The sequence below is a fragment of the Kitasatospora sp. NPDC048715 genome (assembly GCF_043198905.1).
Taxonomy (GTDB): domain Bacteria; phylum Actinomycetota; class Actinomycetes; order Streptomycetales; family Streptomycetaceae; genus Kitasatospora; species Kitasatospora lactacystinica.
Window position 1 is genome coordinate 73,478 of sequence record NZ_JBICVH010000017.1, and the last position, 13,019, is coordinate 86,496.

Below are 13,019 nucleotides of genomic sequence, written 5' to 3' on the forward strand. Positions count from 1 at the left end.
TTGTTTTCCAGGTCAGCAAGCGCCGCTAGCTCAGTTGGTTAGAGCAGCTGACTCTTAATCAGCGGGTCCGGGGTTCGAGTCCCTGGCGGCGCACAGACAGTTGGGGAGCCTCTCGCAGCAGCGAGGGGCTCCCCGATTTTTTGGCCTCCGACGTCCGTTTTGCGTGTGATGTCGGTCTCGATCGGCGATTCACCGGAGCCATCCGGCCCATTCTGCTCGTCCAGGGCAGTAGAACCTGAATCGGGACAAAGGTCCCCAACCGCCGATGTCCCCGTCCGTGCCGGCTGCCTCGATGCGCCCGCAGGAAAGGCCGCGCATTGTCCAGAAACGCCCAGAGCGGCCGTAGCACGCCGTCGATCGGCCTCCGCCCGGTCAAACGGTTCAAGCGCTCCACCGGCCCGGCCGGCGGGTCGGGCCGCACCGGCGGGTCCGACGGATCCGGCGGCAGGAGGTCGCGCCGCCCGAAGCGCACCGGCATCCGCCGGCTGATACCCACCTGGCGGATGACCGTGCTCGGCTTCGGCACGGCGCTGCTGCTCGGCATCGGCCTGTTCGCGCTGGGGATCACCCTGGTGAAGGTGCCGGACGCGCACGCCGCCGCGACCGCCCAGAGCAACACCTGGCTCTACTCGGACGGTTCGGTGCTCACCCGCACCGGTCAGACCAACCGGCAGAACGTCTCCCTGGACAAGGTCTCCCCCGCCGCCCAGCACGCCGCGCTGGCCGCCGAGGACCGGAACTTCTACAACGAGGGCGCGGTCAACGTCCAGGGCCTGGCCCGGGCCGCGATCAAGACCGCCAAGGGCCAGGGGACCCAGGGCGGCTCCACCATCACCCAGCAGTACGTGAAGAACACGTACCTGAACCAGAAGCAGTCGATCACCCGCAAGGTGAAGGAACTGTTCATCGCCATCAAGGTGGACGCCACCGAGAGCAAGAACGACATCCTCTCCGGCTACCTGAACACCTCCTACTACGGCCGCGGCGCCTACGGCATCCAGGCCGCCGCCCAGGCGTACTTCGGCATCGACGCGTCGGCCCTCAACGCCGCCCAGGGCGCCTACCTGGCCACCCTGCTGAACGCCCCGAGCGCGTACGACGTCGCCACCGCGACCGCGGCGGGCAAGCAGAACGCCGTCAACCGCTGGAACTACGTGCTCGACGGCATGGTCAAGGAGGGCTGGCTCTCCGCGGACGAGCGGGCCGCGACCACCTTCCCGGACGTCCGGGACCCGCAGCCCAACCCGGGCCTGTCCGGCCAGGCCGGCTACCTGGTCGACGCCGCCACCCAGTACCTCACCTCCAGCGGGGTGATCAGCGAGACCGAGCTGGCCAAGGGCGGCTACACGATCAAGCTGAGCATCGACCCGGCCCGCCAGCAGGCCCTCCAGGACTCCGTCCAGGCCCAGCTGCACGACAGCCTGAACCCGGACAAGCGGAAGAAGGACGCGGCCGCCCAGGCCGGCGCCGCCTCGGTGGACCCGAAGACCGGCGCGGTCGTCGCCCTGTACGGCGGCGTCGACTACGTGAAGCACTACGTCGACAACGCCACCCGGCGCGACTACCAGGCCGGCTCGACCTTCAAGGCGATCGCGCTGGCCGCCGCGTTCGAGAACGAGGCCAAGACCCAGGACGGCCGCACCATCACCCCGCGCACGGTCTACGACGGCACCAGCGGCCGGAAGGTCCGCGGCGGCAAGGGCACCCCGTACGCGCCGCCGAACGAGGGCGACAAGAGCTACGGCCAGATCAGCCTCCAGCAGGCCACCGACTGGTCGGTCAACTCGGCGTTCGCACAGCTCGCGCAGGACACCGGGCTCCAGAAGGTCAAGGACACCGCCGTCGCGATGGGCCTGCCCGGCAACATCCCGGGGCTCGACCCGGTGCCGTCCATCCCGCTGGGCGCGGCCACCCCGAGCGTGCTCGACATGGCGGGCGTGTACGCCACGCTGGACAACGGCGGCAAGCAGATCACCCCGTGGCTGGTGCAGTCGGTGGACCGCGAGGGCGAGAACGTGGCCCTGCCCGCGCACAAGACCACCCAGGCGATCAGCGAGGACACCGCCAACCAGGTCACCTCGATGCTCCAGGGCGTGGTGAGCGACCCGGGCGGCACCGGCTGGCGGGCGAAGGCGCTCGGCCGCCCGGTGGCCGGCAAGACCGGCACCACCGACGACCAGAAGTCGGTCTGGTTCGTGGGCTACACCCCCGAACTGGTCACCTCGGTCGGCCTGTTCGGCCAGGATCCGGGCACCGGCGCCCAGGTCAGCCTGAGCGGCGTCGGCGGCATCGACGGCGCGGCCGGCGGCCAGTTCCCGGCCCAGATCTGGACCAGCTACATGAAGGCCGCGCTCAAGGGTCAGCCGGTCGGCGACTTCCCGACCCCGGCCGGCGGCGACTCCTCGGGCGCCGTCGACCTGCCGACCGCCCCGAGCACGCCGAGCGGCGCCCCGTCGACGAGCGCCCCCACCGGCGCCCCGAGCACCGGCCCCACCACGGCACCGGGCGACGGCTCGACCTCGCCGGGCGGCACCGACGGCGGTGCGACCACCGCACCGACGGCTCCGCCGACCAGCCAGCCGACCACCCAGCCCACCCGGCCGCCCCGGCCCACCTCGAAGCCGACGGCGCCGACCACCCAGCCGACCGCGCCCCCGACCAGCCGGCCGACCACCCAGCCCACGGGCGGGGCGGACGCGCTCACGGGGGCGGGCGCCTCGGCCGGTGACTGACGGCCGGCGGCCGGCGACCGGCTGGTCGGTGACTGACGGCCGGTGGCTGACGGCCGACGGGGGCCGGCACGGCCACGGGGCCGTGCCGGCGCCGGTGATTGCGCCATTGCGCACAGTCGGGGGCAGGACCGAATGACGGAATGGCGCCTTACCCGATCACCGGTATGACTGTCACAATGCGGCGGTGCACAGATCAACGGCCTCGCCCACCCTCCCTTCGGGCAGAACCCTCGGCCTCGGCCTTGCGCTGGTCTCCGCCGTCGCCTTCGGCGGCTCCGGCACCGCGGCCAAACCGCTGATCGAGGCCGGGCTCTCCCCGCTGCACGTGGTGTGGCTCCGGGTCACCGGGGCGGCGGTGGCGCTCCTCCCGGTCGCCTACCGGCACCGGGACGCCGTCCTGCGCCGCCCCGGCCTGCTGCTCGGCTTCGGCCTGCTCGCCGTGGCCGGCGTCCAGGCCTGCTACTTCGCGGCGATCTCCCGCATCCCGGTCGGCGTCGCCCTGCTCATCGAGTACCTCGGGCCGCCATTGCTGATCGGCTACGTCAAGTTCGTCCAGCGCAAGCCGATCACCCGCGGCGCGGCCGTCGGCGCCGGCGTCGCGGTGGCCGGGCTGGCCTGCGTGGTCGAGGTCTGGAACGGCCTGGGCTTCGACGCGCTGGGCGTGCTCTTCGCCCTCGGCGCGGCCCTCTGCCAGGTCGGTTACTTCGTGCTCGCCGACGCCGGCCGGCACGGCGAGCGCCCGGTCGACCCGCTCGCCGTCAGCGCGTTCGGGCTGCTCATCGGCGCCGTGCTGCTCACCGCCCTCACCCGGCCGTGGCAGGCCGACTGGAGCCGGCTCGGCGGGTCGGTGGTGATGAACGGGCACACCCTGCCCGCGTTCCTCCCGGCCGCGTGGATGGTCCTGATCGCGACCGTGCTCGCCTACGTCACCGGCGTGATCTCGGTCGGCTACCTCTCGCCGCCGATAGCCGGGGTGGTCGCCAACCTGGAGGCCGTGGTCGCCACCGTGACGGCCTGGGTGCTGCTCGGCGAACACCTCGGGCTGCCGCAGATCACGGGCGGCCTGCTGGTGCTGACCGGCGCCTTCGCGGCCCAGGCGAGCAAACCCGCGGAGGCGGGGGCGGGCGCGGGGGCAGGCGCGGGCGCGGGCCCGGGGGCGGGTTCGAAAGCCGGGACGGCCGGGACGGCCGAGGTGTTCGCGGGTCCACGGGCCGACGGGCCCGGGGTTGCCGGATCAGAGGCCGACGGGCCCGAGGCCGCCGGGGCCGGGGCTGCCGACCGGGTGACCGCCGAGCGTGGGGTCAGCGGCCGGTCCAGCCGAACCAGTCGAGGTGATTGAGCGGCCACACGACGGCCGACACCGGGCCGACCACGTTGTCCACCGGCACGGCGCCACCGCCCGGGCCGTGCTGGTGGTAGCGGGAGTCCGCGGAGTCGCTGCGGTGGTCGCCCTCGACCCAGATGTAGCCCGAGGGCACCTTCACCGGCCCGAAGTCCAGCCCCGCGCAGGAGTCGTCCCCGGGGTGCAGGTACGGCTCGTCGACCTTCCGTCCGTCGACGCTCAGCGTGCTGCCCTCGCACTGCACGGTCTGCCCACCGGTCGCGATGACGCGCTTGACCAGGTAGTTGTCGTCCTTCGGCGGGACCAGGCCGACGAAGCTGAGCACCGAGCCCACGGCGTTGGTGACCGGGTTCGGATCGGTCGGCTGCGGCGGCAGCCAGCCCCCCGGGTCCTTGAACACCACCGGCTGCCCCGGCTCCGGCTCCCAGCCGGTCAGCGGCGCCAACTTGTTCACGCCGACCCGGTCGCCGATCCGCAGGGTGTTCTCCATGGAGCCGGACGGGATGGTGAACACCTGGAACAGGCAGGTCTTGATCAGCAGCGCGACCACCAGGCCGACCGCCGCCATCACCGGCAGCTCGATCCACCACGGCCGCGGCCGCCGACCCGAACCGCCGGCCGTGCGGCCCCGCGAACCGCGGGCCCGGCGGCGGGCCTCGGCGCGACCGCCGGGCACCGCGTGGGCGTTCGACGCGGAATCGCCGGGAGCTCCGGTTCCGCTCGGCGTTTCGGGCAGGTTCACCGCCATCGTCGCTGCTCCACCTCTCCGGCTGGGGAAACCTGCACGCTACGCCAACCGTGGAGCCTGACGAAATCGGTCATTTAGCCGCCGCCGACATCGCCGGAGGCCCCGGGGCCACGCGGGCCCGGGGCCGCTCGGACCCGAGGATTCAGGAGCGGGCGATGGCCTCGTGGTGGCGGATGACCTCGGCGATGATGAAGTTCAGGAACTTCTCGGCGAAGACCGGGTCCAGCTTCGCCCCCGCCGCCAGCTCCCGCAAGCGCTTGATCTGGTCCCGCTCGCGCGCCGGGTCGGCCGGCGGCAGCTTGTGCTCGGCCTTGAGCCGGCCGACCCGCTGGGTCGCCTTGAAGCGCTCGGCCAGCATGTGGACCACCGCGGCGTCGATGTTGTCGATGCTCTCGCGCAGGCCGGTCAGCTCGGCCCGTACGGCGTCGTCGATCCCCTCGGTCAGGCCGGCGTCGGGGGTCGTGGAGTGGTCCGTCATCGGGGCGGCTCCCGGTGTCTGCAGTGGGCGCCCGACCGTACGGCGGCCGGGCTCGGGCCCGGGCAAATCTAACAGGGCCCCGCTCCGGCCCCGCACCGTCGGACGGAACCGTCCACGATCCGGACGGCGGGCCGGACCGGACGGTGAGCCGGGCCGGACCGAACCGGACCGGACCGGCGAGCCGGTGCTCCGCCCGGCCCCGGCGGCGTGACGCACCGGGCCGGGAGGGCTCTGCCCGTAGGCTGGGGCGTGCATGACCGGACGTGACCGTTCGAACACTCCCTCAGTACTGGAGGAACCGATCGTGGCAACCACCCGCACCGCCACCACCGCGTGGGAGGGCAACCTCCTCGACGGAAAGGGGTTGGTGACCTTCGCATCCTCCGGGATCGGCGAGTACCCCGTCTCCTGGCCGTCCCGCGCCGAGGCCCCCAACGGCAAAACCAGCCCGGAGGAGCTCATCGCGGCCGCCCACTCCGCGTGCTTCTCGATGGCCCTCTCGCACGGCCTGGCCGGTGCCGGCACCCCGCCGACCAAGCTGGACACCCGGGCCGACGTGACGTTCCAGCCCGGCACGGGCATCACCGGCATCCACCTGACCGTCGTCGGCGAGGTCCCCGGGCTGGACGAGGCCGGCTTCGTGAAGGCCGCCGAGGACGCCAAGGCCAACTGCCCGGTCAGCCAGGCCCTGACCGGCACCACCATCACCCTCACGGCCTCGCTGGCCTGAGCCCGCCCGTCTTCGCTCTTCTTCCTTTCCGCCCTCTTCTCTCTTCCGCCCTCTCTTCTCTCTTCCGCCCTCTTCTCCATCACCCCCGACAGCCCCTTCCGCCCCCGGGCTCCCGGCCCGCTCCGCTCCGCATCCGGCGCGCGACCGGCGCCCAAGGGCGCGGCTTCGGCGCACGCGCCCCTGGCGCACATCATGTGATGTGCACCGGGGGCGTCCGCACGTACCGCCATTCATGATCACAAAGCGGGCGAATCACCCTGGCGGCGGTCACCGCGTGTTGTCGTCGCGGCCTATGATCGGCCGCAGCGCCCTGTCCTTCAGGCGGGTCCCCGCGCGCCGGCGCCCCACGACGGGCAGCCCCCGCAGCGGCCGACTCCGAGGACCACGACAGAGTGCGGAGCCGACCGCCGGGTCCCGACCGGCCGGCCGGACCATCGTCAAGCGTCAGCAGCGGACGGGAGCATGCCGTGCCGGGCCGGAACGAGGGGGCCGACGCACACCACCCGGGCGTGCGGCACGAGGAATCACCGCGCCACCGCCACCTCGCCTCGCCGGTCCTGGAACCGGCCGCCAGCACCGGCGGACCGGCCACCGCCCCCGCCCCCGCCCCCGCCCCCGCCCCCGCCGCGGGAACCACCACCGCCCCCGCCGCGGGAGCCACCACGGCCCTCGGCGCCTGCGGGACACTCGCGGAGCCGGAGCTGCTGCTCTGCCCCACCTGCTCGGCCCCGCTCACCGACGACGCCCACCGGGACCGGGGGCTCGCCGGCGGCAGCGGCCGGGCGGCCGAGGGCACCGACCGGGAGGGCGCCGGCACCGACCGGCTGCTGGCGGCGCTGCGGGCCAGCGAGTCCCGGTTCCGGGCCGCCTTCTGCGACGCCGTCATCGGCATGGCCCTGATCGACGCCGAGGACCGGATCATCGAGGTCAACCCGGCCTTCGCCACGCTGATCGGACGGGGCGTCGGCGAACTGGCCCGCACCCACCTGCACGAGATCATCGACCCGGAGGGCATGCCGGACCGGCTCTTCCCCGAGCTCGTCCACGGGGAGCGGGAACGGTTCCGCGTGGAGAAGCAGCTCAAGCACCGCGAGGGCCACACCGTCTGGAGCAAGGTCACCGTCTCGCTGATCCGGGACGGCGCCGGCGATCCGCTCTACACCCTCGCCCTGGTGGAGGACATCACCGAGCAGCGGCGGCTCGGCGACCGGCTGGAGTACCAGGCCCTGCACGACCCGCTGACCCGGCTGCCCAACCGGGCCTACTTCTTCGAGCGGCTCGACGCCGCCTGCCTCGCGCCGGACGACCGGCCGGACGACCGGCCGGGCCCGGCCGAGGCCGCGGACGAACGCCGGGTGGGGGTCTGCTACCTGGACCTCGACGGCTTCGCGGCGATCAACGAGGCGCTCGGCCACCACATCGGCGACCAGCTGCTGATCGCCGTCGCCACCCGGTTGCGGCGCGGGTTCGACGGGCGGGACACCCACCTGGTGGCCCGGATGGGCGGCGACGAGTTCGCCGTCCTGGTCACCGACAGCCTGGGCAGCGAGCAGCTGACCGAGCTGGCCGCCCGGATCCTGGAGGTGCTGGAACGTCCCTTCGACGTCTCCGGGCACCGACTGGTGATCACCGCCAGCGTGGGCGTGGTCGAGCGGTCCGTGCACGAGACCACCCCGACCGACCTGGTCAAGGACGCCGACGCCACGCTCTACTGGTCCAAGGCCGACGGCCGCGCCCGCTGGACCCTCTACGACCCGGACCGCGGCGCCCACCAGCTCACCCGGCAGCTGCTCGCCACCGCACTGCGCCCGGCCCTGGAGCGCCGTGAGTTCACCATCGAGTACCAGCCGCTGGTCGGCCTGGCCGACGGTGCGGTGCACGGCGCGGAGGCGCTGGTCCGCTGGCGCCACCCCCGCTACGGGACGCTCTCCCCGGACCGCTTCATCCCGCTCGCCGAGGAGACCGGCGCGATCGTGCCGCTCGGGACCTGGGTGCTGGAGGAGTCCTGCCGGCAGGCCCGGCAGTGGCTCACCGAGTTCCCCGACACCGAGACCTTCGTGAGCGTCAACCTGGCCGCCCGCCAGATCTGGGACTCCGACATCGTCGCCGACGTCGCCCGGGCGCTCGAACGCACCGGCCTGCCGGCCCGGCTCCTCCAGCTGGAGATCACCGAGAGCGCCCTGCTCGGCCCCGGCGGCCGCCCGCTCCAGGCCCTCCAGGCGCTCGCGGACATGGGCGTGCGGATCGCGATCGACGACTTCGGCACCGGCTACTCCAACCTGGCCTACCTCTCCAGGCTGCCGGTGCACGTGCTCAAGCTCGACGGCACCTTCATCGAGGGCTTCCGCGAGCCCGCCCCGACGGACCGTCCGGGCCGCCCGGAGCTCCGCTCCCGGCGCAGCGACGCGGACGAGCAGATCGTCGGCGCGATGGTGCAGCTCGCCCACACCCTCGGCCTGACCGTCACCGCGGAGGGCATCGAGAGCGCCGCCCAGGCCGAGCGCCTGCGGCTGACCGGCTGCGACACCGCCCAGGGCTGGTACTTCGCCCGCCCCGGCGAGGCCGAGCTGGTAGCGGCCATACTCCGCGAGGGCCGCCCCGCCCTGAACGGCCGGTAGCCGCAGGACGGGCGGGCGACCGGCGGGCACTGCGGGGAGGACGGCCGGGCCCGGCCGCCGCGGTGGAGGCGGCGGACGCGGCGGACGGTGGGCCGTCGGTCCGGGTGCCCGGTCACGCTGCCCGGTCACGCGGGCGCCGTCGGTCCAGGTGCCGTCAGGCCGTCGAGGTCACGCCGCCGCCGTCAGGCCGTAGGCCTCGGCGATCAGGCCGTACGAGCGGAGCCGGGCCTCGTGGCCGTGGATGTGCGAGGTCACCATCAGCTCGTCCACGCCGGTCCGCTTGCGCAGCGCCTCCAGCCCGTCGGCGACCCGGCCCGGGTCGCCGAGCACGACGTTGTCGAGCCAGCTGTCGATGAAGTCGGCCTCGCCCGGGGTGTACGGGTAGTCCTCGGCCTCCTCCGGGGTGGGGATCGGGCCGGGGTTGCCGCGTCGCAGGCGGAGCATGCCGAGGGCCGCGGAGCGGGCGAGTCGCCGGGCCGAGGGCTCGTCGTCGGCGGCGACCGCGCTCACGCCGATCAGCGCGTACGGCTCGGCGAGCACGGCGGAGGGGCGGAAGGACGAGCGGTAGAGGTCCAGCGCCGGGACGGTGTTGGCGCTGCTGAAGTGGTGGGCGAAGGCGAACGGGAGGCCGAGGCGGCCCGCCAGCTGGGCGCTGAAGCCGGAGGAGCCGAGCAGCCAGACCGGCGGTCGGCCCTCGCCCTGGGGGACGGCGGTCAGCCGGGCGTACGGGTGGCCGTCCGGGAAGTCGCCGTCGAGGAAGTGGGTCAGCTCGGCGAGCTGCTGCGGGAAGTCGTCCGCGCCTTCGGCGAGGCCGCGGCGCAGCGCCCGGGCGGTGGCCGGGTCGGTGCCGGGGGCGCGGCCGAGTCCGAGGTCGATCCGCCCCGGGTGCAGGGCCTCCAGCAGGCCGAACTGCTCGGCGACGGCCAGCGGGGCGTGGTTGGGGAGCATGACGCCGCCGGAGCCCAGCCGCAGCGTCGTGGTGTTGGCCCCGAGGTGGGCGAGCAGGACGGCCGGGGTGGAGCTGGCCACTCCGGGCATGCCGTGGTGCTCGGCCACCCAGAAGCGGTGGTAGCCCCATTGCTCGGCCCGGCGGGCCAGTTCGGTGGTGGCGGCGAGGGCCTCGGCGGGCGTGTGGCCGACGCCGACGGTGGCGAGGTCGAGGATCGAGAGCGGCGCGGGCGCCGTCCCGCGGGCGGTGCCGCGGATCGCCGTGCCGGCCGCCGGTCCGGCCGCCGATCCGGTCTCCGGTCCGGTCCCGTGCTCCTGGTGGTCCTCGGTGGTCATCCCGTCCGCCCTTCTGGCCGCCGTCCTCGGGCCGGCCGTCGTGGGTGACCGCGCGGTCCCGGATGGCCCGCCGGTCGCTGTCGCCGAGGGGGGTCAACCACGGCCGGGGCCTCGCTGTTCCCGCCTCCGGAGTGTCGTCCGGCCACGGTCCGAGCGGGTTTCGGCCATTTCGCACGGAAGTCGACCGACCGTTCGGCTGACGCAGAGCCAGCGGGCGAACACGGCTGGCGACTTCCCGCCAGCGCCGGAAGTCGCCAGCGCCAGGACTCGCGACCGGGGGCCGGCGTCCGGCAGGCTGGGGCCGGGAGCAGGTCGCCGGAGCGGGATCCGCACTCCACCAGCAAGATCGTCGGGCTGGACCAGCACCGGACGATCACTGCGAGCCCTCGGCGCGGCACCCCGCCCCGGGGGCTCGTTCGGTTTCGGCGACGGTCCGCCACCCGGGCGCCCCGGCCCCCGGACCGGCCCGGACGCGTCGTTTCCCGCCCCGGGGCGCGGCCGGAATCAGCGACCGTGACCCATGCCATACCGGGGTGCTTCATGGCATGAAAAGTCGAGGCGCTAGCGTTGACCCCTGCAGCCACCTGCTCCCTCGGGAGGCGTGGAGGGAGTAAAGGGCCTTGAACTTCGTGGCGGCGACCGGATCCTCGTGGATCTGCGCGCTGGCGCTCGTCGCCGTGCTCGGGGACGCCCTCCTTCCGTTCATCCCCAGCGGGACGCTGGTCATCCTGGCCGTGCTCAAGACCGCGCAGATCGACGGTGCGCCCCTGATGCTCGGGCTGGGCGTGGCGGTGGCCTCCTTCCTGGGCGACCTGCTGCTGCTCAACCTGGCCCGGCGCGGCGCCCCGGTGCTGCACCGCCGACTCGCCCGGCGCCCCAAACTGGCGGCCAGCGTGGCCCGGGTCCAGGAAGCCCTGATCGAACGACCCCACGGGGCGGCCGCCGCGATGGTGGTGGTCGCGCGGTTCGTCCCTGCCGGGCGGACCGTCCTCGACCTGGCCATCGGCCACTCCCCCGCCCATCCGCACCGGTTCCTGCACTGGTCGGCACTGGCGGCGCTGGTCTGGGCCGCCTACATCGTGACGCTGGGCTGGCTGAACAGCCACTGGTTCAACACCGCCTGGCTGAGCCTCGTGGTCTCCTGCGCGGCGGCCACCGCCATCAGCACCGCGATCGCGCGCATGGTGCGCCGCACCCGGCGGCTCGCCGCACTCTGACGGTCCGCCCGGCGACCGCTCCCGGCCACCCCTCCGCCCCTTGCGACGGTCCCGCCGCGGCGGACCCCTTCCTTGTGGTTCCGCGCGGCTTCCGTGATCCCACCGGGGCCGGCACACCTCTTTCCGCACGCCCGCCCTGGCCGGCCCTCCCCCTGGCGGGCTTCGGGCCGCCCACCCCGGCAAGGGGCAAAAGTTTTCCCAAAAGGGCGACCAATCGGGCCGAACGACGACGAACCCCGGCGGCGGGCCGACCGGCCGGCGGTAGCGTACTGACCGGGCCGCACGGGGTGGGAAGCGTCACAGGACGGCAACAGTCGGCGCATCCCCGCAGCCCAGCCGGATGCGCCAGGCGTGTTGGAAGTCGTCAGCGCTCGGCGACCTTGGAAGCCGCCGCGGCGACATGACATGCTAACGGCGGAATACTCATCAATTGCCCGATTTGACCGGTGCGGCTGCGGGCCGCCCTCACCACCGGCATCGGCACCCAGGGGAGACCATGACCAGCATCTCGCGCAGGACGGTGCTCAGTGCAACCGCCGCGACCGCGGCCCTCGGCGCGGTCGCGGCCTGCTCCAGCGGCGGATCCGGCTCGGGACAAGGCGCCACCTCCCCCGGCCCCGGCGGTACCGGAACCGCCCAGGGCGGCGGCCCCGACCCCCAGGCGGCGGTGCCCAAGGGCACCCCGATCGGCGACGGTTCCAACGCGGACACCGGACCGCAGCCGAACCAGCCCAAGCCCGAGAAGCTCAAGCCGGGCGAGCGGCCGCCGCAGTTCGTGGTCTTCTCCTGGGACGGCGCCGGCGGCACCGAGGACGGCCAGTTCCCCCGCTTCCTGAAGCTGGCGGAGCAGCACAAGGCCACGATGACCTTCTTCCTCTCGGGCATCTACGCCCTCCCCAAGGGCAAGGCCGACCTGTACCACCCGCCGAAGCACTCGGTCGGCGCCTCCGACATCCCCTACCTGTCGGACGGCGCGGTGAAGAGCACGCTCAAGCTCATCAGCCAGGCCTGGCTGGCCGGGCACGAGATCGGCACCCACTTCAACGGGCACTTCTGCTCCAGCCGTCCGGACAAGAACGGGGTCAACATGTGGACCCCCGAGGACTGGCAGAGCGAGATCGACCAGGCGATCGGCTTCGTCACCCAGTGGCGGACCAACACCGGCTTCACCGACGTCGACCCGCTTCCCTTCGACTACAAGAAGGAGCTCATCGGCGGCCGCACCCCGTGCCTGGAGGGCCAGAAGGCGCTGCTGCCGACCATCGCCAAGCTGGGCTGGAAGTACGACGCCAGTTCCTCGGGCGGCTTGCAAATATGGCCGCAGAAGGTGCAGGACGGCAAGGTCTGGGACTTCCCGCTGCAGTCCATCCCGTTCCCCGGGCACACCTTCCAGGTGCTGTCGATGGACTACAACATCCTGGCCAACCAGTCCAGCGGCAGCACCAAGGGCGACCCGGCCAAGTACGGCGACTGGCGCACCCAGGCCACCAACTCCTACCTGGCGGGCTTCGAGCGCGCGTACAACAGCAACCGCGCGCCGTTCTTCATCGGCAACCACTTCGAGCAGTGGAACGGCGGCATCTACATGGACGCCGTCGAGGAGACGCTCAAGACCGTCGCGGGCAAGCCCGACGTCCGACTGGTCTCCTTCAAGCAGTTGGTCGAGTGGCTGGAGGTGCAGGACCAGTCCACCCTGCGCAAGCTGCGCTCGCTCAACGTCGGCCAGGCGCCGGCGGGCGGCTGGGAGAGCTTCCTCGGCACGGCGGGCTGACGCGCCGAGGCGCGCAGGAGCGAGCCACCGGGACCGGCCGGCGGGGGTCGGATCCCTCGCCGGCCGCTGTCGTTCCGGCCGTTGGCGTGCCGGCCACGG

Annotated in this window: 9 protein-coding genes and 1 tRNA gene; 7 read left to right on the forward strand and 3 right to left on the reverse strand. The window is 73.4% G+C overall.

Annotated features, from left to right (window positions below):
• Positions 1–19 precede the first annotated feature (19 nt).
• The 3 genes from ACGFSC_RS29150 (at position 20) to ACGFSC_RS29160 (ending at position 4,071) form a co-directional block, all read left to right on the forward strand.
• A tRNA-Lys gene (locus ACGFSC_RS29150) sits at positions 20–93 on the forward strand.
• 224 nt (positions 94–317) lie between these two features.
• Positions 318–2,732, forward strand: a complete 2,415-nt coding sequence (locus ACGFSC_RS29155; protein WP_359901827.1) for a transglycosylase domain-containing protein — start codon at positions 318–320, stop codon at positions 2,730–2,732.
• Between the two features lie 184 nt (positions 2,733–2,916).
• Positions 2,917–4,071 carry a DMT family transporter gene (locus tag ACGFSC_RS29160; RefSeq protein ID WP_359901830.1) on the forward strand — a complete coding sequence of 385 codons (1,155 nt, stop codon included), beginning with the start codon at positions 2,917–2,919 and terminating at the stop codon, positions 4,069–4,071.
• Here ACGFSC_RS29160 and lepB read toward each other — a convergent pair.
• Entirely contained in the window at positions 4,034–4,822 is a 789-nt protein-coding gene (gene lepB, locus ACGFSC_RS29165; RefSeq protein WP_359901833.1) for a signal peptidase I, read from the reverse strand. The two genes, ACGFSC_RS29160 and lepB, sit on opposite strands and share 38 nt — an antisense overlap.
• Positions 4,823–4,964: 142 nt before the next feature.
• On the reverse strand, positions 4,965–5,300 hold the full coding sequence (locus tag ACGFSC_RS29170) for a chorismate mutase (RefSeq protein WP_359901835.1): 336 nt from the start codon (positions 5,298–5,300) through the stop codon (positions 4,965–4,967).
• A gap of 304 nt (positions 5,301–5,604) precedes the next feature.
• Here ACGFSC_RS29170 and ACGFSC_RS29175 point away from each other — a divergent pair, with 304 nt between their 5' ends.
• The gene (locus ACGFSC_RS29175) at positions 5,605–6,030 is read left to right on the forward strand and encodes an OsmC family protein (RefSeq protein WP_359901838.1); all 426 of its coding nucleotides are present in this window, start codon (positions 5,605–5,607) and stop codon (positions 6,028–6,030) included.
• A 467-nt stretch (positions 6,031–6,497) separates the two neighbouring features.
• The gene (locus ACGFSC_RS29180; RefSeq protein WP_359901841.1) at positions 6,498–8,648 is read left to right on the forward strand and encodes an EAL domain-containing protein; all 2,151 of its coding nucleotides are present in this window, start codon (positions 6,498–6,500) and stop codon (positions 8,646–8,648) included.
• A gap of 168 nt (positions 8,649–8,816) precedes the next feature.
• Here ACGFSC_RS29180 and ACGFSC_RS29185 read toward each other — a convergent pair whose 3' ends face one another.
• Entirely contained in the window at positions 8,817–9,932 is a 1,116-nt protein-coding gene (locus ACGFSC_RS29185) for an LLM class flavin-dependent oxidoreductase (protein WP_359901844.1), read from the reverse strand.
• A gap of 629 nt (positions 9,933–10,561) precedes the next feature.
• On the opposite strand from ACGFSC_RS29185, the gene ACGFSC_RS29190 reads away from it, so the two are divergent.
• Positions 10,562–11,149 (forward strand): VTT domain-containing protein, encoded by a 588-nt coding sequence (locus ACGFSC_RS29190; protein ID WP_359901955.1) that lies wholly within the window; start codon positions 10,562–10,564, stop codon positions 11,147–11,149.
• Between the two features lie 496 nt (positions 11,150–11,645).
• Positions 11,646–12,920 (forward strand): hypothetical protein, encoded by a 1,275-nt coding sequence (locus tag ACGFSC_RS29195; protein WP_359901847.1) that lies wholly within the window; start codon positions 11,646–11,648, stop codon positions 12,918–12,920.
• Positions 12,921–13,019: the final 99 nt, after the last annotated feature.

What these genes read in the sequence shown, in the direction of transcription:
- ACGFSC_RS29170 (WP_359901835.1), bottom strand. Translation starts at nt 5,300, where the DNA reads ATGACGGACCACTCCACGACCCCCGACGCCGGCCTGACCGAGGGGATC.
- lepB (WP_359901833.1), bottom strand. Translation starts at nt 4,822, where the DNA reads ATGGCGGTGAACCTGCCCGAAACGCCGAGCGGAACCGGAGCTCCCGGC.
- ACGFSC_RS29195 (WP_359901847.1), top strand. Translation starts at nt 11,646, where the DNA reads ATGACCAGCATCTCGCGCAGGACGGTGCTCAGTGCAACCGCCGCGACC.
- ACGFSC_RS29185 (WP_359901844.1), bottom strand. Translation starts at nt 9,932, where the DNA reads ATGACCACCGAGGACCACCAGGAGCACGGGACCGGACCGGAGACCGGA.